This window comes from Pseudoalteromonas sp. Z9A6, from assembly GCF_011378805.1.
GTDB classification, from domain to species: Bacteria; Pseudomonadota; Gammaproteobacteria; order Enterobacterales; family Alteromonadaceae; genus Pseudoalteromonas; species Pseudoalteromonas distincta.
Genome location: NZ_WTKZ01000041.1, coordinates 1 through 23,601 on the forward strand (window position 1 = coordinate 1; position 23,601 = coordinate 23,601).

Annotated in this window: 18 protein-coding genes and 1 pseudogene; 10 read left to right on the forward strand and 9 right to left on the reverse strand. The window is 38.8% G+C overall.

Annotated features, from left to right (window positions below):
- Window positions 1-86 precede the first annotated feature (86 nt).
- Window positions 87-692, reverse strand: coding sequence for a TIGR04211 family SH3 domain-containing protein (locus tag GQR53_RS14515; RefSeq protein ID WP_149594171.1), 606 nt, complete (start codon window positions 690-692; stop codon window positions 87-89).
- A 307-nt stretch (window positions 693-999) separates the two neighbouring features.
- On the opposite strand from GQR53_RS14515, the gene GQR53_RS14520 reads away from it, so the two are divergent.
- From GQR53_RS14520 to GQR53_RS14535, 4 genes are all read left to right on the forward strand, one after another.
- On the forward strand, window positions 1,000-2,523 hold the full coding sequence (locus tag GQR53_RS14520; RefSeq protein ID WP_024598302.1) for a CYTH and CHAD domain-containing protein: 1,524 nt from the start codon (window positions 1,000-1,002) through the stop codon (window positions 2,521-2,523).
- Window positions 2,524-2,645: 122 nt separating this feature from the next.
- The gene (locus GQR53_RS22520) at window positions 2,646-3,077 is read left to right on the forward strand and encodes an START domain-containing protein (RefSeq protein ID WP_346774395.1); all 432 of its coding nucleotides are present in this window, start codon (window positions 2,646-2,648) and stop codon (window positions 3,075-3,077) included.
- A 204-nt stretch (window positions 3,078-3,281) separates the two neighbouring features.
- Window positions 3,282-4,091 (forward strand): phosphate/phosphite/phosphonate ABC transporter substrate-binding protein, encoded by an 810-nt coding sequence (locus GQR53_RS14530; RefSeq protein WP_165744312.1) that lies wholly within the window; start codon window positions 3,282-3,284, stop codon window positions 4,089-4,091.
- Window positions 4,078-6,309, forward strand: coding sequence for an ATP-binding protein (locus GQR53_RS14535; protein WP_165744313.1), 2,232 nt, complete (start codon window positions 4,078-4,080; stop codon window positions 6,307-6,309). The genes GQR53_RS14530 and GQR53_RS14535 overlap by 14 nt, the downstream gene beginning before the upstream one ends.
- A 39-nt stretch (window positions 6,310-6,348) precedes the next feature.
- On the opposite strand, the gene GQR53_RS14540 is transcribed toward GQR53_RS14535, so the two are convergent.
- Window positions 6,349-7,866: a carboxypeptidase gene (locus GQR53_RS14540; RefSeq protein ID WP_165744314.1), complete on the reverse strand. Its 1,518-nt coding sequence runs from the start codon at window positions 7,864-7,866 to the stop codon at window positions 6,349-6,351.
- A gap of 365 nt (window positions 7,867-8,231) precedes the next feature.
- On the opposite strand from GQR53_RS14540, the gene GQR53_RS14545 reads away from it, so the two are divergent.
- The 4 genes from GQR53_RS14545 (at window position 8,232) to mrcB (ending at window position 13,745) form a co-directional block, all read left to right on the forward strand.
- Complete coding sequence (locus tag GQR53_RS14545) at window positions 8,232-9,455, forward strand: response regulator (RefSeq protein WP_024598298.1); 1,224 nt, start codon at window positions 8,232-8,234, stop codon at window positions 9,453-9,455.
- A 219-nt stretch (window positions 9,456-9,674) separates the two neighbouring features.
- Entirely contained in the window at window positions 9,675-10,013 is a 339-nt protein-coding gene (locus GQR53_RS14550; RefSeq protein ID WP_004587162.1) for a P-II family nitrogen regulator, read from the forward strand.
- A gap of 9 nt (window positions 10,014-10,022) precedes the next feature.
- On the forward strand, window positions 10,023-11,252 hold the full coding sequence (locus GQR53_RS14555; protein WP_010555509.1) for an ammonium transporter: 1,230 nt from the start codon (window positions 10,023-10,025) through the stop codon (window positions 11,250-11,252).
- A 150-nt stretch (window positions 11,253-11,402) separates the two neighbouring features.
- Complete coding sequence (gene mrcB / locus GQR53_RS14560; RefSeq protein ID WP_165744315.1) at window positions 11,403-13,745, forward strand: penicillin-binding protein 1B; 2,343 nt, start codon at window positions 11,403-11,405, stop codon at window positions 13,743-13,745.
- A gap of 65 nt (window positions 13,746-13,810) precedes the next feature.
- Here mrcB and GQR53_RS14565 read toward each other — a convergent pair.
- From GQR53_RS14565 to GQR53_RS14585, 5 genes and pseudogenes are all read right to left on the reverse strand, one after another.
- Window positions 13,811-15,651, reverse strand: a pseudogene (locus GQR53_RS14565) (methyl-accepting chemotaxis protein).
- Between the two features lie 177 nt (window positions 15,652-15,828).
- Window positions 15,829-17,109, reverse strand: coding sequence for a glutamate-1-semialdehyde 2,1-aminomutase (hemL, locus tag GQR53_RS14570; protein ID WP_165744316.1), 1,281 nt, complete (start codon window positions 17,107-17,109; stop codon window positions 15,829-15,831).
- A 33-nt stretch (window positions 17,110-17,142) separates the two neighbouring features.
- Complete coding sequence (locus tag GQR53_RS14575; protein ID WP_002958914.1) at window positions 17,143-18,159, reverse strand: aspartate carbamoyltransferase; 1,017 nt, start codon at window positions 18,157-18,159, stop codon at window positions 17,143-17,145.
- Window positions 18,160-18,431: 272 nt separating this feature from the next.
- A complete protein-coding gene (locus tag GQR53_RS14580; protein WP_002958913.1) occupies window positions 18,432-18,866 on the reverse strand; it encodes a CopD family protein in 435 nt (144 codons plus the stop codon).
- A 15-nt stretch (window positions 18,867-18,881) separates the two neighbouring features.
- Window positions 18,882-20,564 carry a chloride channel protein gene (locus tag GQR53_RS14585; RefSeq protein WP_002958912.1) on the reverse strand — a complete coding sequence of 561 codons (1,683 nt, stop codon included), beginning with the start codon at window positions 20,562-20,564 and terminating at the stop codon, window positions 18,882-18,884.
- Window positions 20,565-20,885: 321 nt separating this feature from the next.
- Between GQR53_RS14585 and erpA the strand changes: the two genes are divergently transcribed.
- On the forward strand, window positions 20,886-21,224 hold the full coding sequence (gene erpA / locus GQR53_RS14590) for an iron-sulfur cluster insertion protein ErpA (protein WP_002958911.1): 339 nt from the start codon (window positions 20,886-20,888) through the stop codon (window positions 21,222-21,224).
- A 49-nt stretch (window positions 21,225-21,273) separates the two neighbouring features.
- On the opposite strand, the gene GQR53_RS14595 is transcribed toward erpA, so the two are convergent.
- Window positions 21,274-21,462: a hypothetical protein gene (locus GQR53_RS14595; protein WP_024596569.1), complete on the reverse strand. Its 189-nt coding sequence runs from the start codon at window positions 21,460-21,462 to the stop codon at window positions 21,274-21,276.
- Between the two features lie 446 nt (window positions 21,463-21,908).
- On the opposite strand from GQR53_RS14595, the gene GQR53_RS14600 reads away from it, so the two are divergent.
- Window positions 21,909-22,148, forward strand: a complete 240-nt coding sequence (locus GQR53_RS14600) for a helix-turn-helix transcriptional regulator (RefSeq protein WP_002958908.1) — start codon at window positions 21,909-21,911, stop codon at window positions 22,146-22,148.
- A gap of 70 nt (window positions 22,149-22,218) precedes the next feature.
- Here the strand turns inward: GQR53_RS14600 and GQR53_RS14605 are convergent, their stop codons facing one another.
- Window positions 22,219-23,598 (reverse strand): MFS transporter, encoded by a 1,380-nt coding sequence (locus GQR53_RS14605; RefSeq protein WP_002958907.1) that lies wholly within the window; start codon window positions 23,596-23,598, stop codon window positions 22,219-22,221.
- Window positions 23,599-23,601 lie beyond the last annotated feature (3 nt).

Sequence of the window (23,601 nt, forward strand, 5' to 3'; positions counted from 1 at the left end):
CTACGATTTAGCAAAATCTCTTGAGTCAGACTTGTGATCAAGAGACAGCGATAAAGCGGCTTTTTTGTATTTAGTTGGATGGAGCTTTACGCCCAACCTTCGTAGCGCTTACGACGTGACAGCACTATCGTTAATATAATACCTAAAAACAGGCCTAAAAACGCAATAGCACCACCGTAAGTCAGTAGCTGGCGTTTCTCTTTTGAGCTAGCAGCTTCTTTTTGAGTGCGCTCTTGCTCTAGCGTTGTTTTAAGCTTAGTAATTTGAGCAGATAACTGCAGATTTTGATCTGTTAAAGTTTGGTTTTGTTCTTGTAGCTGTGGAAGTTCTATTTGAGCTTGACGTAGCTTTTCTTGCATAGTGCTCATTTCGCTACTTAGTGTTTTGTACTGTTGGTGTAAGCCAGCTGTTTTAGTAATAAATTTAGTTTCTATCCAGCCTTCGCGGTCTTTATCATCTTTAATTTTTATAAAGCCGTTTTCTTCATTTGATAACAAGGTTAACTTTGTTCCAGCATCTACAGAGCCGAGTAGTCGATAATTTTTACTCGCCCCAGAGCGCATAAAAGTGTATAGATTATCGATAATATAAGCGGTGTTTGCATCCGTTGAATTTGCAGGTTGTGCTTCTTGTGCATAACTCATGAATGTGGTGGCTGTTAAAAGTAGCCCTAATAAACAATGTTTTAGCATTTATCTACCTTGTTGATCTAACTGCGTCCGTTATGAACGTGATTTTTATTTCACATAAGTAGTTAGATAGTATGGATTAAATAGATCAATAGCAAGACTGATATTGTAACCCAGTACGGTAACGCAGGAGTAGTTATCGAGTCCACTAGGTTACAAGCCTCACGCTATGATTAAATTGCTCCTAGATAGAACGAATTTTAATCCGCAAAGGTCATCAGGCCCTAAAATAAGGTTAAAAAATTTGCATTGTTAAGGCGCTTTGTTTATTTTGAGCACTTATTTATTTTAAAGGTAATCCGCAAACCGAATGGATACTGAGATAGAACTGAAATTTTTGGTATCAGATGCCGTTATTCCACTGATCCCCTCGTTAATTACTCAATTTGCAAAAACGGTGAAGAATAAACCGTCTCGCAGCTTACAAAATGCATACTACGATACGCCAAGCAGAGAGCTTAGAGCGCTTGATATAGGCTTTCGAACGCGTTGTTCTGACAGCGAATGCGAGCAAACTATAAAGCTTGCAGGTGAAGTGGTAGGTGGTTTACACCAACGTCCAGAGTACAATTTACCAATTGAATCAAGCCGCCCTAATTTAATGGCGTTTGATGCTGATATTTGGCCTCATGGCATGCAAATAAGCGCCATCTCAAAAAACTTGTATCCAATATTTAGTACTAACTTTATTCGTCGTACTTGGTTAATTGAAACCGAAAGTGGCGCTAAAATTGAAGTCGTACTCGATAAAGGTGAAATTGCGGCTTCGGGTAAAATTGAAATTATTAGCGAGCTAGAAATTGAGCTTGTTGAGGGCAGTCGTAATGAGTTGTTTGCATTGGCAGATATACTAGTTAGCCAAAACTGCATACGCTTAGGTTTGTATTCTAAGGCCGCACGTGGTTATCGACTTGCTGATAAAAAGCCTTTAATGCCAAGCAAATCTATTGGTTTTGTACAATTACCAAAGTCGACTACTCAAGAGCGTGCTTTAGTTGAAGCCATGAACTTTGGCATTCGCTTTGTACAAAAGCACGAGCAATGCTATTTCGATAAGCCAAGTTTAAAAACACTTAAACGCGTAACTGACGGTATCAGTTTAATCCGCCATACTTTTTGGCTATACGACGATATAGTATCTAAAGAAAGTACAGAGCACTTACGTACCGAACTTAAATGGTTATTAAGTGAATTAGCGTGGGTAGAAAACGCGATTCAATTAAAAACGTACACGTCTAAACGCCATGCTTTTTATAAAAAAATTAATGCGGCGCCAGCACTTGCTCAAGTCATTGGAGACTTAAAAGAGTTACAGCCAAGCATTGACGATATAAATGCACTGTTTCACAGCGCACGTTATAATCGTTTATTACTATCGTTAACTACCTGGTTAATCGATAAGCAATGGCGTAAAGACTGGGGGCAAGCAGAGCTTCAAGCGGCTGAGCAAAATGTATCGTCTATTGCCAATAGGCTTTTTAATAAAGACTGGAAAAACCTGCACGAGTTGCTTCCAAAGGAGCAAACACTCGATGTCGCTTCGTATTTAAACCTGCGAACTCAGCTTGAAAATAGCCTACTGAGCGGTAACTGTTTAGGATCGTTATTTGATAAAGAAGAACGCCTAGAGTTTAGATTGCCTTGGCTTGATATTTCTCATGGTATTTATGAATTAAGTACGCTTGAGTATTTAAAGCAATTATGTGCAGGGCAAGAAGACGAACAGCTTGCTAAAATCCAGTCATGGCTTGAACAAAAGTCTGAATATTTGGTCAGTGCCATGGAGCAAAGTCGCCTTGCTTCACTTGACATAGAACCTTACTGGCAAAAATAAATGATGCGCTTTTGTAATAAAATTCAGTTGCAAAAGTGTTTATTCGTTATTTTTTATTAGTTAGTTTTAACACTTACGCTGAGCCCATATGGCATTTGTATAAAAACAAAAATGGCGTAAGTGTGTATTATCAAAGCCACAGTGATAATACCTTTGAAGTAAAAGCGCAGATGAGCGTGAAAGGCGTATCCACCAATGAGTTTTTAGAATTACTTAGTGATACCGATGCCGCACCCCAATGGCTCGAAAATATATCTCAGGTAAAGGTTATTAAGCACATAAGCCCACCAGAAAATTTAGTGTACAGTTATTTTAATTCCCCTTGGCCTGTTAGAGATAGAGATAGAGATAGCATTACTTATTCTTGTTATTCACAGTTAACTGCAAATAAAAGCCAATTGCTTATTAGTGCTCGCCCTAATAAGCAGCCCAAAAACAATGGCGTTATAAGAATTACTACTTTAAATGCACGCTGGCTACTGAGTGAGGACAAAGGCCGCCTTGATATTGAGTACCAAGTATATGCTTTGCCTGATGGGGCAATACCTACTTGACTAAGCAATAAGGTCGGATTGAAAAGTACTTACACCACATTTATGAACTTGCATCATATGCTCACAGATAAAAAATACACTCCAAAACTACCTGTAATCAAAGCAGGTCAATGCTAAATATCGAATATATAATAATTTAATGCTGTGTTGAGTAGTCTTTAACTACGCTTAAGCAATAATGACACGCTATTATTTGGAGAATTGATGAAGTATTTAGTGGCTATATTATGTTTGATACACAGCCCATTCTTATTAGCTCAAGAATATACCTTTGGTGTAGTGCCGCAATACGAGCCGCAAAAGCTAAATACTATTTGGCAACCTTTGTTAAAGCAAGTAAGTAAGCAAACGGGAGTAACAATAAAGCTAATTACAGTTGAGTTTATTCCTGTATTTGAAAAAGCCTTTGCTAATGGTGAGTACGACTTTGCATATATGAACCCATGGCATAGTGTTGTAGCATACGAAAAACAGGGATATTTACCACTAATAAAAGATGCAGGTCGAAAGCTGCAAGGTATTTTGCTCGTAAACAAAGACAGTGATATTGATAATTTAAGCCAACTAGAGGGCGCTGAAATAGCATTCCCTGCACCTAACGCATTAGGTGCGTCATTATTAATGAGAGCTGATTTAGCATTGTTATACGGGCTAACAATAAAGCCTGTATATGTCCAAACTCATCCATCGGTATATTTAAATGTAGCACTGCACTCAACAATGGCGGGCGGTGGTGTAATGGGCACATTTAAACAACAACCAGAAAGCTTACAAAATAAACTCAAAATTCTTTATAAAACGCGTGAAATTAGTCGCCACCCAATTGTCGCCCACCCAAGGGTTGATGCTGCAATACAGTTAAAAGTGCAACAAGCTATTTTAGATATAGGGCAAAGCCCAGAGCATAAACATTTGCTTGCAGGTATCCCAATTATTAAACCTAGTATTGCAACTTTAGCTGAGTATCAGCAGTTAACTCAGTGGGGCTTACGCTCTTTTTATGTTGAAAATTAGTGGGTTTCGTAGCCTAAGAGCACAAAGCTTTATTGTGGTATTGCTTTGTGGCTTGCTTATGGCCTGTCTTTTTATGTTTTACGCCTTACCGGAACAAGCGCGTTGGGTAAACGATGGCCTTTCAAAGGCTGCTCAGCGTTCTTTAGCGCAGTTATCGACTTCTATAACGACTCCGTTGTTAACTAGGCAATATGCAGAGCTATATGAAGAAATAGACAGTCAACTTCAAACTCGCCCTAATTGGAAAAGTATTAAAATTGTTGATGTTGATTCAAAAAACCAATTGTATCCGCTTGAGAATTGGGTTGGAGCAAATGAAAACGGCGACATGCTGTTATCTCAACAGGTGGTATTTTTAGACAAACCGCTGGCTAATATTAGCTTGGTTGTTAATTTTACGAATGAAATTAACGAATCTTCAAAACTTCATTACACCTTAATATATATACAATTTATTATTTTAGTTATCGTTTTTATAGGTTTAGCTTGGCTGGTGGATTACAGGGTTACATCGCCTTTGAGGACGCTAAAACTTGGGTTTTCACGTTTAGCCAAAGGCGACTTTGATTGCCATATAGATAAACAACAACAAAATGAAGTGGGCAGTGTAATAAATGCATTTAATAATATGGTTGATGAGGTTGCGAATAACCATCAAAAATTAAATGCATTACGAATTCAAGCTGAGTCTGCAAGTAAAGCAAAGTCAGATTTTATGGCCAGTATGAGCCACGAATTAAGAACTCCATTAAATGCAATTTTAGGCTTAGCCCAGCTGTATGGATATGATGAGAGTGCTAATAAAGTACAAAAAGAAAACGCGAAAAGCATTTATCAAGCTGGAGAGCATTTACTATTACTCATAGACGATGTGCTTGATTTAACAGCTATTGAGTCGGGTAATATGCAGTTTAGTTTTTCTTATGTGCCTATTAAAAGCATATTAGAAGAGTCAGTAGAGCTTGTCACTGAGCTAATTAAAGGGCAATCAATAACACTGCAAACTCACGGTTTTGAGTCCTTAGAAGGATTGAGTATTTATATTGATCAGCGCTGCTTTAAACAAGTGATGCTTAACTTGCTTTCAAATGCGATTAAATATAACAAACTAAATGACAGCATTAATATTAATTGTCGGGTGTTAAGTAATAAACAATGCGAAATAGATGTAATAGATACCGGATGCGGATTTTCTCCAGATGACATTTCTCGCCTATTTAAACCTTTTGACCGCTTAGGCGCTGAAACCAGTAAAGTAAATGGAACCGGTATTGGTTTAGTGATAACTAAGCAGCTGGTAGAGCGTATGCAAGGGTCTTTGAGCGCACAAAGCGAGCAGCACAAAGGTTCTTGTTTTACGCTAAACTTTAACAGTTTTGATCAAACTGACTTGCCAGCACAAGTGCAAGCCCCTCAAATAACACAGCAAAGCTTAAATGCGGTAACGCTTCCTACGCTTGAGGTTTTAGTGGCAGAAGATCAAGTTACAAATCAGCAAGTGTTAAAACAGCAATTAACTATGCTTGGAGTGTGCTCTACTTTTGTAAGTAACGGTGAGCAAGCTTGGGAGGCCATACAAAATAAACGCTTTGATATTTTACTAACCGACACTCAAATGCCCTTACTCGATGGGTTAGGGTTAGCCAAAAAAATACGAGAAAACACTCATTTTGATGAACTGATTATAATTGCAATTACGGCCAACATTACCAAAAACAACATAGATAATTGCTATAGTTGTGGAATGAATGGCTTTTTAACAAAGCCTATTGAGCTTGTTAAATTAAAGTCGTTATTGATGGAGTATTCTCAAACTATGGTCAATACACGTTCAGAAAAATCAGATGGTGAAAATATAGCTTCAGATAGTTTTGATCAATTAGATATTACGCTACTAAAAGCAATGCTTGGTGATGATCCTAGCGTACATTGCATGGTATTTAATGCGTTTTTACAAACAGCAGGGGAGCAAATTAAATTAGCTAACGCGTATGCTAAGAGTAAAAACTATGTTGATTTAGCTTTTCAGGCTCATGCATTAAAGTCGTCTTCAAAGTCTGTTGGGGCTATTGAGTTGGCAAATATATGCCAGCAGATAGAAACACAGGCAGAAAACGAAACAGTTAAAAATGAATATATACAGCAGCTGGAAGAGCGCTTTAACGCTGTAGTCACACAACTTAAAAGCTATTGTTTACGATATGAAAAACGCACATAAAAAATGGCTCTTAAAGAGCCATTTTTTGTTTTAGGTATTTTAGTATTTAGCCGCTTGCCCTTTTTTGGGTAAAGCGTGCTGTATAAAGTCACGTAAATCGTTATTAGAGCTTTCTAAATCAGCGTGGCGAAGGTACATCATGTGTCCGCTTCTGTAGCCTTTAAAGCTCAAACGGTCTTTCATTTTACCGCTTGGGTCTAATTGCCATAACGTATATTTAGCGTCAAAGTAATTGGTTGCGCCATCAAAGTATCCTGATTGGATCATCACGTTTAAGTAAGGGTTTTGCGCCATTGCTAAACGTAGATTTTCGCCTGTATTATTACCGGTTCTATCCCATGGATGGACATTACCAAATAAGTTATATTTTACATCAGTTTTATAGTTTAACTCTTCACGTAAGTAGTGATTAATTGCAGGAGTGAAAGAGTGTAACCAAGAGGTAAGTTCAGCCCAGTAGTCTGGGGACTCACCTGCGTCGCGTTTATCTATTCCTAAATAACGAGAATCTAAGCGACCCACAGTTTGACCACGTTCACGTAGTAGCTCTTTCCAGAAAAATTGAGTTGGAATATCTAAGTTATTTTGCTCAACAAACTTTTCTGATAAGCCAGCGTAGTGCGCCATTTTTTTAATAATTCGACGTTTTTCTTCAGCATTAATAAAGCCACCCTTAGCAAGCGCTGGGATTAACTCGTTTACAGTAAACTCTTCAACTTCAGGCAATAACTCGTCTAGGTCTTTAGCTTGTAAATCGGCTTTAAGTGCTTTGTGATACCAAGCAGTGGCTGCAAAGTAAGGTAAGCGGTTAGCGGCTTTAATCGGACCATCGCGTTTAATACCAATATCAGTAGGGGATACTAGTACAACACCGTTTATGTACATCCATTGACTATTTTGAAGCTCATGAGCAAGACCTGACACGCGTGTTGTACCGTAGCTTTCACCTATTAAAAACTTAGGTGAGCGCCAGCGCTCAGCTCTATTTACAAAGGTATTTAACCACTCAGCAAGGTATTTAATGTCGGCATTAACACCAAAAAACATTTCTTTTTGTTGGGCTTTAGAAGGAAGTTCGCCTTTTTCGTTTTCAAGTACGCGAGAATAGCCTGTATTTACAGGGTTTACATAAACAATATCGGCAATATCAAGTACAGAATAAGGGTTATCTTTTACGCCGTATGGCTGAATAGGGTAGCCTTCGTCATCAATTTTTAATACACGAGGCCCAGTATAAGCAAGGTGCATCCATACCGAAGCCGAACCTGGCCCGCCATTAAAAGAAATAAGTAATGGGCGGGTTGTTCTGTCGTCAACTTTGTCGCGGGTGTAGTAGGTGTATTGCAGTGTAGCAACCGCGTCGCCTTTATCATCCCATACAGGTTGTGTACCTGTAGCAACAGTGTAGTTAAAACGTTGACCGTTGATTTTAGCTTTATGTTGAGTAACAACTTTGCTGTCTACATCAATACGACGTTGGTTATCGGCAAGTGTGCTTGTACTGATTATTAATGCAATAACGGTTATCGGTAAACTGATAATACGACTAAGCTTCATTAGGTGTCCTTATTATTGTTGATACACCATTAAAGACATTAATGAGCTAAATAACAAAAGTATTGAGACTAGTGGCCGATAATACTAGTTAAGTAAGTGATTAATACACTTGTAGATGCGTATTAATCACTTCTATAGTTATTTTGGGTTGGGTTTCTTTATTTAGTTAATTACAAAATTCAGGTATATTGCGGGCCTGCTTGTATTGATTTTATATACAAGCTATCACCAAAAAATCTAATGGATTACGCTTTCAAGCACATAAGTGCACTCTACACCGGATGTTTATTGATAAATGCTATTACGGTAATAGCATTGTATTTTTTGTTTTGTTACAAAATTAATTAAAGGTAAAGAGAAGCTTTATGCAAAGAGTATTAGTGGTTGAAGACAGTAAAGTCGTGCAGCAGGTACTTCGCCACTTAACGGCACAATACCTCGATGTAGCTGTTGATTTTGCTTGGTCTTTAGCTGAATGCGCGACTTATGTAGAAAAGTACGATTATACGCTTGCGTTAGTTGATTTAACTTTGCCAGATGCTCCGCACGGTGAAGTAGCAAAGTATACTTTATCTAAAAAAATTCCTACCGTTGTTTTAACCTCAAAAATAGATGAGTACAAGCGCCAACAAATGCTTGAATTGGGTGTGGTTGATTATGTCATTAAAGATAACCGCGATTCTTACCATTACGCCGTTAAACTCGTTGCGCAATTACTAAGAAACCAAGGGTGTAAGGCATTAATAGCAGATGACTCATTACTAAGTCGCTCGTTAATGAAGCAAATGCTTGAAAAGCAATTGTTTGATGTAACAGATGCCCATGACGGTCAGCAAGCACTCGAAATATTAAAAGCTAATCCTGATATAAAGCTACTAATGACTGATTACGCTATGCCCTCTATGGATGGCTTTGAGCTGGTTAAAGCTGTGCGTAATTTTAGAGGCCGAGACGATTTAGCAATTATTGGTTTATCGGGCGCTGGGAAACATGGGTTATCCGCGCGATTTATTAAATACGGCGCTAATGACTTTTTAACAAAGCCATTTATGAATGAGGAGTTTCATTGTCGTGTACTTCAAACAATGGAGCAGCTGTCGTTAATTTCAGATATTAAGGAAAGTGCACATAGGGATCATTTAACAGGGCTTCATAACCGACGCTATTTTTATCAATATGCAGAAAAGCTTCTTAAAGGTAAAAATCAGAAAAATACTCTTGCATTGCTTGATATCGATTTTTTCAAAAATATTAATGATACGTTCGGCCATGAAGGCGGCGACCAGGCCTTAAAGCAGGTTGGTTCTTTAATACGATCTACATTTTCCAACTTTACGGTTGCACGCGTTGGCGGAGAAGAGTTTGCCATAATATTACCTGAAATAGAGTTAGAACGCGGTCGCGAATACTTTGAAGCATTCAGGAAAAAGATGGCTAGTTACGATTTTTCTATTAGCGATAAATCGATTAAAATTACCACGAGTATAGGCTTAGCTGACTTTCAAGACACTAGTTTAACGCAGGCAATGCGTGTTGCTGACAAAGCATTATATCAAGCTAAAAGCCAAGGCAGAAACTGTGTGGTATAACCTTTCTTAATAAAGCTAGGTACGCGATAAATATATAGAGATATACCACGCACCAATGTAGCTGACTTGTTAAATTAACGCACCTAATTGGTGCGTTTTTTTTGATCTTGAGTTTGTGTTTTGTATTAACTTGTTGTTTTTAAAAATATAAAAATAGTGGCACAAAGGTTGGATTGTTTAACCCAATAAGATAACAATAAAGAGTCCGAGGGGGCCGCTATGAAAATGATTAGTGCAATCATAAAACCATTTAAATTAGATGACGTGCGTGAAGCACTCGCTGATTTAGGAATTGAGGGGATGACAGTAGTTGATGTTAAAGGTTTTGGACGTCAACGAGGTCATACTGAGTTATATCGTGGTGCAGAATACCAAGTAGATTTTATTCCTAAGATCAAACTTGAAATTGCAACGCGTACTGAAAATTGTCAACGCGTTGTTGAAGCAATTACCAAAATTGCATCAACAGGTAAAATTGGTGACGGTAAAATTTTCGTGTACGACTTAGATCAAATTGTTCGTATCCGTACTGGCGAACTTGACGAAGAAGCAATTTAAGGGGGTCTCATGGAAAATACAATAATAGAACTAAAGTTTTCACTCGATACCTTCTATTTTTTAATATCAGGTATATTAGTAATGTGGATGGCAGCAGGTTTTGCCATGTTAGAGGCGGGCTTAGTTCGCTCTAAAAACACAGCTGAAATTTTAACTAAAAATGTCGCGCTATATTCAATTGCATGTACGATGTTTTTATTAGTTGGCTACAACATTATGTATGTAGACAATGCCGAAGGTGGTTTCATTCCTTCAATAGGCGCTTTAATTGGTACGCAAGCTGCCGATGCTGACCATTCTTTAGAATCTGACTTTTTCTTCCAAGTAGTATTTGTTGCAACCGCTATGTCGATTGTATCGGGTGCTGTTGCTGAGCGTATGAAACTGTGGGCTTTCCTAGGTTTTGCTGTAGTACTAACTGGTTTTATCTACCCTATTGAAGGTTACTGGACATGGGGTGGCGGTTTCTTATCTGAAATGGGCTTTGTTGATTTTGCAGGTTCTGCAATTGTACATGGCGCAGGCGCAGCAGCTGCATTAGCAGGTGTGTTAATTCTAGGTGCTCGTAAAGGTAAATACGGTAAGAACGGTGAAATATACCCGATTCCAGGTTCAAACTTACCACTTGCTACACTAGGTACATTTATTTTATGGATGGGTTGGTTTGGCTTTAACGGTGGTTCTCAATTACTACTTTCTGATAAAGAAAACGCAACTGCAGTAGGCCAAATATTACTTAATACTAATGCTGCCGCTGCAATGGGTGCTATTGCAGCACTCTTTGTGTGCAAAGTACTTTGGGGTAAATCAGATTTAACCATGGTATTAAATGGTGCGTTAGCTGGCTTAGTTGTTATTACAGCAGACCCTTTATCACCATCACCATTAATGGCATGTCTACTTGGTCTACTTGGTGGTGCACTTGTTATATTTAGTATCATAGCACTTGATAAAGTTAAGATTGACGATCCAGTGGGCGCTATCTCTGTTCACGGTACGTGTGGCGCATTAGGTATTATGTTAGTACCGCTAACAAATGGCGACGCAAGCTTTGTTAATCAGTTAACGGGTCTAGTATGTATTCTTGCCTTTGTATTTGTAGCATCATTTATTGTTTGGACTGTGCTTAACAAAACAATGGGTATACGAGTAACCGAAGAAGAAGAACTAAACGGTATGGATCAACACGATTGTGGTATTGAAGCCTACCCAGAGTTTGTTTCTGTTCGAAATAGCTAATAGTTTATTTAAATAATAGTGTGTTTACACAAAGCCCTACTTCGGTAGGGCTTTTTTTGTTTCAGGGAGGGTTAACTTTTCGGATGTTAGGGTATGCCCAATATGCTAAGCTCACACTCGTGAATAACCCTTGGAATAAATTACACTTAAATGGCCGACAATAAAAAAGCACCTACCAGTAAACCTGCAACTAAACGTGCAAGTAAATCGTCAAGCACGACAAAAAAAAGCACTTCAAAGGGCAGTAAAAAAACAGTGAAAGCTACTGTTAAACGCTCTTTTATGAGAAAAACATGGTCAGTGTTTTGGAAATTAAGCTTGGCTGTTTTTATTGCAATGGCAATGTACTTCATTTATTTAGATTCAAAAACTACACGTATATTTGAAGGTAATAAATGGCAACTTCCTGCGCAAGTGTATGCTCGTTCTATGGCGTTTTATCCGGGGCAATTTTTATCTAGCCAAGAAGTTGTGTTTGAGTTAGAGCGTTTACATTATTCATCTGTTAATAGATTAAGCAGAACAGGCCAGTTTGTTAAAACAGCAGATAGCATCAAAATTTATCGCCGTGATTTTGAATTTTATGATGGTCTTGAAGAATCACATATTATTGAACTTCGTTTTGCAGGGCAAAAAGTTGCGACCATTAAAGATAAGTTCGGCAGGCGTTTAAACTCTGCTCGCTTAGAACCGGTGCAAATAGCGCGAATTGGTAACGACTCTAAACAAGATAGAGAATTTGTACCGCTAGATAAGTTTCCAGCCATGCTTAAAGATACGCTACTGGTAGTTGAAGACCGTGATTTTTATGATCACCATGGTGTGTCGGTGTTTTCTATTTTACGTGCGCTTTATTCAAACATTAAAGCGGGACGCACCGTTCAAGGTGGCAGTACGCTTACTCAGCAATTAGCTAAAAATATTTACCTCACGCGTGAGCGTTCTTTAGTACGAAAAATAAATGAGGCCTTTATTGCCCTTATTTTAGATTATCGCTATTCAAAAGATCAGATATTAGAAGCATACTTAAATGAGGTATACCTAGGGCAATCATACAACCAAGGCATCCATGGTATGGGGCTTGCCTCTGACTTTTACTTTTCAAAGCCTGTAGACGAGCTTGAGTACGATCAAATTGCTCTGCTGGTGGCAATGGTTAAAGGTCCATCTTATTACAACCCACGTCGCTATAAAGAGCGTACAATGGAGCGCCGAGACTTAGTGCTTCGCCTTATGGTTGAAAATAAGCTACTTAGCACAAAAGAGTACCGTGCATCGCTTAATCGCCCAATTGATATTGCGCCAATGAAAGCGAGTTTACAAAAATCATATCCAGGCTATTTAGAGTTAGTAAACAGAGAATTAAATGAATTATTGCCAGATCAGCAAACACTTGATGCAGGTGTAAGAGTATTTACTTATTTTGATTTGCAAAAGCAAACAGCAATGGAAGAGTCTATTGAAAAGAGCTTACCGTACCTGGAAAATCGTCCTAGAACCGAAAAACTAGAAGCAGCCATGATCTCTGTTAATGTAGAAAAGGGCGGTGTATCTGCACTTGTTGCAGGGCGCGATGTTCGTTATTCAGGGTTTAACCGTGTTTTAGATACAAAACGTAATATTGGCTCGCTGGTAAAACCTGCTGTGTATTTAACCGCATTGCAATTACCACATTATAATTTAGCTACTTTGCTTGATGACTCGCCAGTACAGGTTACAAATGAGCAGGGAAAAGTGTGGCAACCAGAAAATTTTGATCATCAATACCGTGGTGCAATACCTCTTTATAAAGCATTTAGTAACAGTATTAATATTCCAGCGGTTAATTTAGGCCTCGATGTAGGTGTTGATAAAGTCGCGAATACACTAAAAGGATTAGGCGCTAAAGGGGCGATAAACGAATACCCATCGTTGCTTTTAGGGGCTGTTGAAATGTCGAGTTTTGAAGTTGCTCAGCTTTATACGACAATTGCTGCAGATGGCGAATATAAAAAGCTCACTGCAATTTCGGCATTAACTGACTCTGTTGGTAAAGTACTTTATAAGCATAAAGTAAATGCAGAGCCTCGTTTTGATAAATCTGCAATGTATATGACCAAATACGCGATGAAACGCGTAACGAAAGATGGCACTGCTAAACGCTTAAATTTACACTTTCCGTCAATCCAGCTCGCTGGTAAAACAGGGACCAGCAACGATTTACGTGATAGTTGGTTTGCAGGCTTTGATCAAAATACAGTGACTGTTGCGTGGCTTGGTCGAGACGACAACAAAAGTACGGGGTTAACAGGCAGTGTGGGAGCGCTTGAAGCCTATATACGTTACTTAAAGCCACTCAACCCACAAGCAATCGCTGATACGCGTCCGCCATCAATACGCTGGGCATTTGTAAATGAGCAAACGGGTAAGCAGGCACCACCAGGATGTGGCAAGGTGATTCAGCTACCGCTTAGGGCGAGTGAGTTCGAGCCTAGGCCGCAATGCATACGTTAATTTAAGATTACTTTAAACAACAAAGCCGCTTATTTAGCGGCTTTGTTGTGAGTTGTAGTTAACGCTTAAGATTTAAAAAACTGCATTGATTTGGTTAAATCATTAGATAAGCGACTTAGCTGCTGTGCATCTTGCAGCGTTGATTGAGCTGATGTTAGCGTTTGATCTGCTAAATTACTCACCTCTTGCGAATCATTCAATGCTTGTGTTGTCGCATTTGACTGCTGTTTAACACGCTCTGCAATAACTTCACCTTGATGTTTAATGTCGCCCATACTTTGCTCTGCACTTTGCAATACTTCATTGGTTTGATTGGCTGCTTTTACCGATTGCTCCATTTTTTCAACACTTGAACGCATTTTTTGCTGAGTGTCGTCAGATGCTTGTTGTAAGGAGCTAATAATTTGGTGAATTTCTTGTGTTTGTGTTTGTGTACGCTGAGCAAGAGTTCTTACTTCATCAGCTACAACGGCAAAGCCTCGGCCATGCTCGCCAGCTCGTGCAGCTTCAATAGCGGCATTGAGTGCAAGCAAGTTTGTTTGATCGGCTATTTCACTAATGCCTTTACTAACTTTGCTAATTTCTTGGCTATCTTGCGCTAGCTTATCGAGTGCTTGTTGGCTCTCTGCAAATTCAATTTGTAGATCTTGCATATATTTAGCAAGCTCCATTGTATTGTCTGAACCTTGTTTTACATGGGCAGCAGCATCTTGCGCGGTAAGCGTTGCTTGATGGGCTGACTCTTCAACTGCAAGTGCGTTTTGAGCCATTTCGCTTAGTGCATTATAAATGGCATTTACTCGAGTTTGCTGTTTTGAAACATCATTGCTTGTTTGGCTACTCGCATGCGATAGCGATTTAGTTGCGCCGCATAGCTCTTCTGTACTTGCTTTAACGTCAAATAATAAGTGTGAAAATGCATTAAGTAATGCGTTGTAGCGCGATGCAATAATACCCATTTCATCATTGGTGCTTGAATCAATCGTTGCATTTAAGTCGCCATTCGCGGCTCTATTTGCCGCATCAGCAAAGCGATTAATGGTATCAACAACCGCAAAATAAAAACCAATCATTAAATAAAATGCAAATAACAAACTAATCAATGAAGCGGCTAAAACAAGATTTCGAGTCCACTGTTGAGTTTGCAGTTTTGCTTCAATAAGGCTCTCAAGCGTTGGAATGCTCTTACTAACAAGTTGATTAATACTGCTGTGAACATTGTTTGTTAGCTTATTAAATTCTGCTTGAGTTAATAAAATATCGTCAGGCTCAAGTAGTTTTTCATCTATTGCTTTTTTGAATGCACCAACAGCACTGTGTAAATTAGTTAACGAAGGCATGAGCGCCTTATTTACTGATTTATCTGCATTGGTGGTGACATTAAGTATTTTATCGAGTTGTTTTTCGTACAAAGGAAGTGATTTACTAAAATTTGAAAGCGCTATAAAGGTATCGGGCGTAAAACGATTACTTGCCAAAACAGTGTTTGCGCTTTGCGCTGTCGAGTTTATTTGCATTATAAGTGCAGGAATCGGCGTGACTAAAGAGCGGTTTACATAAGCACTTGCTAATTGACTATCTAAGGCAAGGTTTGACTGAATAGAAACAAGTTCGAGTACTTCATTTTCTTGATCGTCTTTTATATCAAAACCGAGTGAGCGAGCTATTTTTATATTTTGATTTGCTTCCCCCTGCATTTGATTTGAGAGTATTGACCTGTAGCCTTTTAAGCCTTGTTGCTGCATTTTTGAAACAGCGATACTTTCACTTAATAATGAGACTAAAAAAACAAACTAAGTGCAAGAGGAACGAGTAAAATTCCAAACATTAAGCTGATTTTAGTTTTGTATTTTAAATTTGCCATTAGCTGGATAGCGGGAAAAGAAAATTGGCGTAATCCTGACATAAGGCTCTCTTGTATTTTTGTAATTAGGGTAAAGGTGAATAGACCTTGTTATGCTTAATTATCATTCATTTATAGTACTTTACAAATAAAAAAAGCCCTTTCGGGCTTTTTTCAATCTTTAGTCTTAATTACATACTGTAAAAACAAGCGTTTATAAAATATAAAAGTAATTTTAACTTAAAGTTTAGCAAACGAGCGTTCCGCTGCAGCTATTGTGTCTTTTACTTCTTGTTCAGTATGCGCAGCACATACAAAACCAGCCTCAAATGCTGATGGAGCAAGGTACACGCCTTCTTCAAGCATAAGGTGGAAAAAACGTTTGAAGCGCTCTAGGTCGCATTCAGTCGCTTGTTTGTATGTCGTTACTTTTTCAGCATCAGTAAAAAAGAATCCATACATGCCGCCAGCATAATTAGTTGTTAATGCAATGCCTGCTTTTTTAGCGCCAGCTTCAAAGCCTTCACAAATTGCTTTAGACGTTGCTTCTAACTTATCGTGTAGACCTGGCTCACATAATAGCTCAAGTGATTTTAAACCTGCAGCCATCGCAATAGGGTTACCAGAAAGAGTACCCGCTTGGTAAACAGGGCCCACAGGCGCAATGTAATCCATTATTTCGGTTTTACCACCAAACGCGCCAACGGGCATGCCGCCGCCAATGACTTTACCTAAACACGTAAGGTCTGGTTTAATGTTGTAATAAGCTTGAGCGCCGCCAAGTGCAACACGAAAACCCGTCATTACTTCATCAAAAATAAGTACTGATTTATATTCGTCACACACATCACGCAAACCTTCTAAAAAGCCAGGTACTGGTGGAATGCAGTTCATGTTACCGGCTACTGGCTCTACAATAATACAGGCAATTTCGTCAGCGTATTTTGCAAAAATAGCTTTTACTTCATCTAGGTTATTAAACGACACAGTAAGTGTATGCTTAGCAAAGTCCTCAGGAATACCAGGAGAATTAGGTACGCCCATTGTTAGTGCACCAGAGCCTGCCTTAACTAATAACGAGTCAGCATGGCCGTGGTAACAACCTTCAAATTTTAATATTTTATCGCGGCCGGTAAAGCCACGTGCTAAACGAATTGCACTCATCGTTGCTTCAGTGCCTGAGCTAACCATGCGTACTTTTTCGATTGATGGAACCAGCTCTTTTACTTTTTCAGCCATTAATATTTCGGCTTCAGTTGGCGCACCATAGCTAAGGCCATTTTCTACGGCTTCGTGCACGGCTTGTTTAATTGCAGGGTGGTTATGGCCCATGATCATAGGCCCCCAAGAGCCAACATAATCAATGTAACGATTACCGTCGGCATCAAATGTAAACGCGCCTTCTGCTTTTGTAATGAATAGTGGCGTACCGCCTACACCATTAAAAGCACGAACTGGTGAGTTTACGCCACCAGGAATAGAAGCTTGGGCGCGTTCAAATAAGTCTTGGCTAATTGTCATGAAAAATCCTATAAATTGTCACTTAAAAGGGGGTTAGCTGTCGCGTTTGCGGCTAAACCAAGGTACGTCTACTTCATACTTATCGACTTTGTTTTCTACGCCGAGTGTTAAAGCAAACAGTGCCATACGAATTAATACGCCGTTTTGTACCTGGCGAAATATTGCTAAATTGTCGTTACTGTTTAAGTCGTTATCAAGCTCGTTGGCTTCTAAGCGACTGTCACGTGGAAGAGGATGCATTAATACAGAGTTAGGCTTACAGTGAGCGCTGTAAATAGATTGGCTAATCCTAAAGCCGCCACGGTATTTATTTGCTTCTTCTTGCGATGGAAAACGCTCTTCTTGAATACGTGTTTGGTAAACAATATCGGCTGCTAAATTGCCTTCCATCTTATTTACTAGCTCAATTTTATGGCCAGCATTTTCTACTGCATCTAAAATGCTTGTTGGCATTTGTAAGCCATCAGGCGCGACCATCGAAAACTTTACGTTTTTATAATGGCACAATAGTTTAGATAAAGAATGCACTGTGCGGCCATACTTTAAATCGCCCACAAGCGCTATATGCATACCATCAATATTTTGACCAAAACGATGTAATTCGCGCTCAATGGTTAATAAGTCGAGCAATGCTTGAGTAGGGTGCTCATTTGGGCCGTCGCCGCCATTAATAACCGGCACAGTACAGCCATCAGCAAATTCACTTACTGAGCCTGCATCAGGATGGCGCATAGCAACAGCGTCAGCATAAGCTGAAATAACGCGGGCGGTATCGTAAAGAGACTCACCCTTAGCAAGGGCTGAACTTTGCATACCTGTAGTTTCACGTACGCCACCGCCAAGTAAATTAAAGGCGGTGCCAAAGCTAACTCGTGTACGAGTGCTTGGTTCAAAAAACAAATTAGCTAAAATAGCGCCTTCTAGCACCGTAGTTTGCTTTTGCTTTTTAGCATAAGGCTCCATTTTTTTTGCTACTGCAAAAATACGTTCAATGCAGTCTCTGTCTAGCTGATTTACAGACAGTATATGCTCACCTTGGAAACTTAACATGGGGTTATTCCTAATCAATCAAATGGGCGCGATAATCCATAAATGGAGCACGCAATCGCGCGTGTTAAAGCAAGTATTGTAAATTGCAGCGAAGTTTAACATGCGCCGCAAAGCTTGTACCAACCGGCATAGATATTTGAGCAATTTAGCGCATTAAATTTCACTATAACGTTGTTAAAAATTTTTAACCTAGAACAACTAGATAAAAAATTTTGCCAAGCTCTAGCGTAATTTTCTAAACGTTAAATAGACCCCATATAAGCCGATTGGTATTATAAATTAGGTTTTATTACCGCAAGCGCCACTATGATGAGCAACGCAATAACTGGGAGCTCGTTAAAAATACGGTAAAAGCGGTCTGTCTTAGTGTTGCGGTCATGTTTAAAGTCATTTAATAACTTAAAACAGTAGCCGTGGTATATATATAATATGATCACCAGCACTAGTTTATAGTGTAACCACATACTGTATCTAAACCAATCACGACCATATTCAACAATGGTCAATACACCAAATACAGCGGTTAATACAGCAAATGGGGTAACGAAATAAAGTAGTCTGCGCTCCATAACTTTTAACATAGAGTTGCATGATCTTTCCTCGCTCATAGCGTGATATACAAATAATCGAGGCAAGTAAAAAATACCGGCAAACCACGCAATCATAAAAAATATGTGGAGTGTTTTATAAATCAATAATGCGCTCATAATAGTCCTTATTGTTTAAAGTAAGCTGTTACGAATGGTTAAAATATGATGAATTTGATCCCAGCGTAATAGCCCCATAATTTGTTGATTATCTAAAAGGTTATAAACGTAAAGCGCGCCACTTCTTTTATCTTTTAGGATATCGAAAGCATCGGCTAGGGTGGCCTGACTACTGATGCCCTGCAAACTAATATAATTTATATTTATTGTTTCATTAGACATTAGCGTTAAATCGTATTCAGCGAGACGATAGCCATTTTCTTCGTCAAAAACAATTAACGGAGTTTGGCTATCCATGGCATCTAATGTGCTTTTTATTTGCACTTTGTCGTCAGAATAAAGCAATTTAAAGTCTTCATCCATATCATCCATTATCCCCACTTTTTGTAATGCTTCGGTAGCGGGAGATACATGGTACGGTAATCCCTGAAAATCTAGTTGCTGCAAAAATATGGAGCGATTTCCAAAAAACTGTAATGCTGTTACATAGGCCGTGGTGATCACAAGCATAGCTGGAACAATTATTTCAGGTGACGATGTAAGCTCCATGACCGTTGTTAAAGCAGCTAGTGGCGCATGCAACGTGGCGGCCATTAATCCGGCCATACCTAACACGCCATAAGTACCCGCTATATCAGTGCCAGGACTAATAAACTGAGCAAAAAAAGCCATTAGAGTGCCAATTAATACGCCAAGCCCAATTACCGGACCAATTAAACCACCTGGTATACCCAAACCGATAGCAAACAATGTAGCAAGTAGTTTAGCGATTAAAATAGTTGTGAGTAGCTTCACGTCATCAGGAGATTCAACCGCGATAGTTATTGCGCTCATACCAGAGCCCATAGCATGAGGCACTGCGTAAGCTATTAAGCTGGCAATGCATCCTGCAATTAATAAACGAGGGAACATACTTAAAGGTTTAAATGTTTTAATAATTAGCATTAAGTTTTGATTAAAGCTAAATGCAATAGCACCCAGCGCCATACCGCATAATATTAAATAAGGGTAATGCCAACCACTCAATGGCGCTATGGTAATGAGTGCAAGCTCTGAACCTTCACCAAAAACAAACTGTGTTGCCAGTGCGCCAGTAACAGCGGCAAGCATGATAGGTACAAATATATGTACTTTATATTCACGAAGTACCACTTCCATTACAAAAATAACGGCTGCAAGTGGAGTATTAAACGACGCGGCTATGCCTGCCGCTACTCCACAACCACTTAGAGTACGCATGGCATTATGCGGTAAATGTAGCTTATCTGCCAAAATACTCGCCCCCGTTGCGCCCATATGCACGGAAGGCCCTTCTCGGCCAACTGAAAAACCGCTAATGAGAGCAAGTGCGCCACCAACAAATTGATTAACCGTATTGTATAAAGGCATTTGCCCGTAGTGACGTTTAATTCTGTGTATAACGAAGGGGATACCCAAGCGGTAATGTTTAAACCCAGTAAAGGCAGCAAACGTGGCTATTAGTAATGCAGCAACTAAAGGCATTAGTACACGTTCAAGTGTTGGTAGGGTAGTAAAGTCGTCAGGTGTTTCTAAAAATAAGCTTTGGAAAAACAGAATGGTTAAGCGAAATAAAATAATAAAAAATGCAGCAATTAATCCGGCAACTACGCCTAATAAGCATAATTGTACAGATGTTTTAGGTTTTGCCAGCCGACGCCTGAGTTGCTCAAGCCACATGCATAATTCCTCGCTGTATTTTTCAGCAGCATTTTAGCAAAAGAGTTTAGCTAAGTCCTTGTGATTTTGAAATTTTCGTAACTTATATTAACAATTTGCAGTGAAGATTAAGACCTATTGCCTATAACTAAAATATTTAATGAGTTTATAGCGTATAAAGGTCGCTTTTAGTTTGCTTAAGTATTATTTTAGCTAGTTAATGTTTGGCCACTTTTTTACTAATTTATAGGTATAACTTAGAGGAAAGAGTTGTTTTACTATACTTGATTAAAACACTCGGGTATTAGATAATCACGCCATTGCGATATTGAGGGTTTTAAAATGTCTGAAGAATTACCAATTAAGTTCAGCGATGCAGCTGCTGTTCGTGTTAAACAGTTAATCGACGAAGAAGAAAACCCAGACTTAAAACTGCGTGTTTATGTAACAGGCGGTGGTTGTTCTGGTTTTCAATATGGTTTTACTTTTGATGAAAAAGCTAATCCTGGCGATTTAGAAATTGTAAAAAATGGTGTAACACTCGTTATTGATCCAATGAGCATTCAATATTTGGTTGATGGTGAGGTTGATTACACTGAAGGATTAGAAGGCGCACGCTTTTTTGTATCTAATCCAAATGCAACAACAACCTGTGGTTGTGGTGCAAGCTTTAGCGTTTAACAGCCAAACGCTAAATAGAATAAAGCCGCTTTTGCGGCTTTTTTAATGCCTACAAATCAGTTGGTGCGTATTCGGTAATTTGCATTATCAATACAAAAAAGCCGAGCACAAAGGCTGAAAACGCTAAAATATACATAAAGCCTTTTTTACCTTGTTTAATTGGTACGCCGTTGTGGCGCAAAAAAAAGTACCAACCTAAACACAACACGATAGGTAATAAAAAAAGAAGTCTGAACATTACTTGGCCTTTTTAGTGCAAATTATTGCTTAATAATAAACGTGTAACATTAAAAAGGAACAAATATGTTATAAATATTTTTAAGCTGTTTTATGAAGGTAATATTATTTTTTTAATATTTTCTGATAACTTAGGTCAAATATTCAGTGTTTATAAATGTTCGTTCAGGTTGATTTTGTACCGAGTATGTAATTAATTATTTAACCAAAGTGTTAATAGTATATAATGTATCCAAGAATGAGACGGGCAAAATTTCATTCTCAATAAAAACAAATCTTTACCATATTATTAGCGTAGTTTTTAGCTGTGTTGGTGGAGTGAGTAGCAACACATGCTTTATTAAGCAATAGCTTGCTATTGAAAGTATGACTGCTTACCTGCCTACGGCTATTGATGGAAACTACTGCTTTAATGGGTACGTCAAATCATCTAGTAGGAGATGTAAAATGATGGGCAAAACAGTTTCTTCTGAAGAAAATGCAAAGCTAACAAAGTGGCTTAAAACTAAGCGCCATGAAAAGGGTCATACAATGCGAAGCCTAGCACAAGTGCTTGGAACGCCTCATTCGTTTATCGGCAAGATTGAAAATCAAGAACGCCGTTTAGATGTAATTGAGTTTGTTCGCTATTGTACAGCTCTAGAAGTTGATCCACATGAAGCACTTAGCTTGCTAAAAGTAGATTAACTCAATAATTGCTTAGTACACTCTAAGGGGCACTTGATAGTGCTAAGCAATATGTTAATGCAGGGATGCATTAAATATTTTTGTGGTAATTCTTCTCAAGCTCATACAACTTATGCCTAATCAGATATAAAAATATCAACGAAGGTAAAACCATTAAGGCTGTTAAAATAAAGAACAGCGACCAATTTCCCATTAACCAATCATCAATTACTACACCACTGTAGCTTGAAAGCAATGTTCGTCCTAAATTCCCTAATGACGCCAGTAATGCATAGTGCGTTGCACTAAATGCTCTATCGCATAACATCGATATAAAGGCCACCATAGCGACCAACGACCACGCTTGCGTAAAGCCATCAATAACAATAGCAAAGGCATACAGCCTTAGGTCAGGGCCAACTAAAGCAATCCACGAGAAGGCTAAGTTTGAAGCAGCCATTGCAATACCACTTACAAATAAACCCTTAACAATGCCATATTTTTGATTAAATAAACTGCCAACAAAGGTAAATATGATTGTAAGTACCGCTGTACCTACCTTCGAAAATGTAGCTATATCGCTATTACTAAAACCAATTTCTTTATAAAACACAATCGACATGCGCCCTAAAAACGCTTCGCCTATTTTAAATAAGAAAATAAACGCAAGTAATGCTAGTGCTGTTTTAACGCCATTTTTAGTAAAAAAAGCTCTAAAGGGATCAATAACGGTTACCGCAAGCCACGCAACAGTTTTTGTTAAAGGAGTTTGTTTTGTAGAGGACAGTTTTTCAAGGTACACACGCTCAAGTTCAGCATGTACTGCTTCGCGGTTAGTTTCGGGCTCTTTTGCAAACAGTGCTCCACTCATTAACAGCAGCATTACGGCAGCTAAAAAGTAATAAATTTGTGGCCAGTCGAGCGAGGGGATATCGGCCATGTAAAATGGAATGGCGCCTAAAAGTGCATAACCTGTCCACCAACCCGAAGTTGCCATGGCGGCTGCAGCGGTTGCTTTGTGTGATTCGCTTTCGCTTAGGGTGTCTATTCTAAAGGCATCAATAGCAATGTCTTGAGTAGCCGAAGCAATGGCGATTAATAAACAAATCGCAGCAACAATTGCTAAATTAGCTTTTAAATCAAGCCCTGCTAATAGCAAGGTGCCAATAAAAATAAAACTTTGGCAAAATAGTATCCAACTGCGACGTTGGCCTAGCCATTTATATAAAATAGGAAGTTTTGTACGGTCAATGAGTGGCGACCACAAAAAGTTTATGCTGTAAGCGCCAAATACAATGCCAAATAGGCCTATCATACTGCGACTTAGCCCTTCATCTTTTAGCCAAGCAGACATAACAGAGCCAATTAAAACCCACGGAAAACCGCTACTCATACCAAATATGAAAATGTGGATTAAGCGTTTGTCTTTAAAGTAAGAAAAATATTCGCTAATAGAGAGAGATTTGCTCATAGG

Bases quoted from the DNA above. Each gene is read 5' to 3' on its own strand.
- GQR53_RS14515 (WP_149594171.1), bottom strand. From the start codon at position 692: ATGCTAAAACATTGTTTATTAGGGCTACTTTTAACAGCCACCACATTC.
- GQR53_RS14520 (WP_024598302.1), top strand. From the start codon at position 1,000: ATGGATACTGAGATAGAACTGAAATTTTTGGTATCAGATGCCGTTATT.
- GQR53_RS14530 (WP_165744312.1), top strand. From the start codon at position 3,282: ATGAAGTATTTAGTGGCTATATTATGTTTGATACACAGCCCATTCTTA.
- GQR53_RS14535 (WP_165744313.1), top strand. From the start codon at position 4,078: ATGTTGAAAATTAGTGGGTTTCGTAGCCTAAGAGCACAAAGCTTTATT.
- GQR53_RS14540 (WP_165744314.1), bottom strand. From the start codon at position 7,866: ATGAAGCTTAGTCGTATTATCAGTTTACCGATAACCGTTATTGCATTA.
- GQR53_RS14545 (WP_024598298.1), top strand. From the start codon at position 8,232: ATGCAAAGAGTATTAGTGGTTGAAGACAGTAAAGTCGTGCAGCAGGTA.
- GQR53_RS14550 (WP_004587162.1), top strand. From the start codon at position 9,675: ATGAAAATGATTAGTGCAATCATAAAACCATTTAAATTAGATGACGTG.
- GQR53_RS14555 (WP_010555509.1), top strand. From the start codon at position 10,023: ATGGAAAATACAATAATAGAACTAAAGTTTTCACTCGATACCTTCTAT.
- mrcB (WP_165744315.1), top strand. From the start codon at position 11,403: ATGGCCGACAATAAAAAAGCACCTACCAGTAAACCTGCAACTAAACGT.
- hemL (WP_165744316.1), bottom strand. From the start codon at position 17,109: ATGACAATTAGCCAAGACTTATTTGAACGCGCCCAAGCTTCTATTCCT.
- GQR53_RS14575 (WP_002958914.1), bottom strand. From the start codon at position 18,159: ATGTTAAGTTTCCAAGGTGAGCATATACTGTCTGTAAATCAGCTAGAC.
- GQR53_RS14580 (WP_002958913.1), bottom strand. From the start codon at position 18,866: ATGAGCGCATTATTGATTTATAAAACACTCCACATATTTTTTATGATT.
- GQR53_RS14585 (WP_002958912.1), bottom strand. From the start codon at position 20,564: ATGTGGCTTGAGCAACTCAGGCGTCGGCTGGCAAAACCTAAAACATCT.
- erpA (WP_002958911.1), top strand. From the start codon at position 20,886: ATGTCTGAAGAATTACCAATTAAGTTCAGCGATGCAGCTGCTGTTCGT.
- GQR53_RS14595 (WP_024596569.1), bottom strand. From the start codon at position 21,462: ATGTTCAGACTTCTTTTTTTATTACCTATCGTGTTGTGTTTAGGTTGG.
- GQR53_RS14600 (WP_002958908.1), top strand. From the start codon at position 21,909: ATGATGGGCAAAACAGTTTCTTCTGAAGAAAATGCAAAGCTAACAAAG.
- GQR53_RS14605 (WP_002958907.1), bottom strand. From the start codon at position 23,598: ATGAGCAAATCTCTCTCTATTAGCGAATATTTTTCTTACTTTAAAGAC.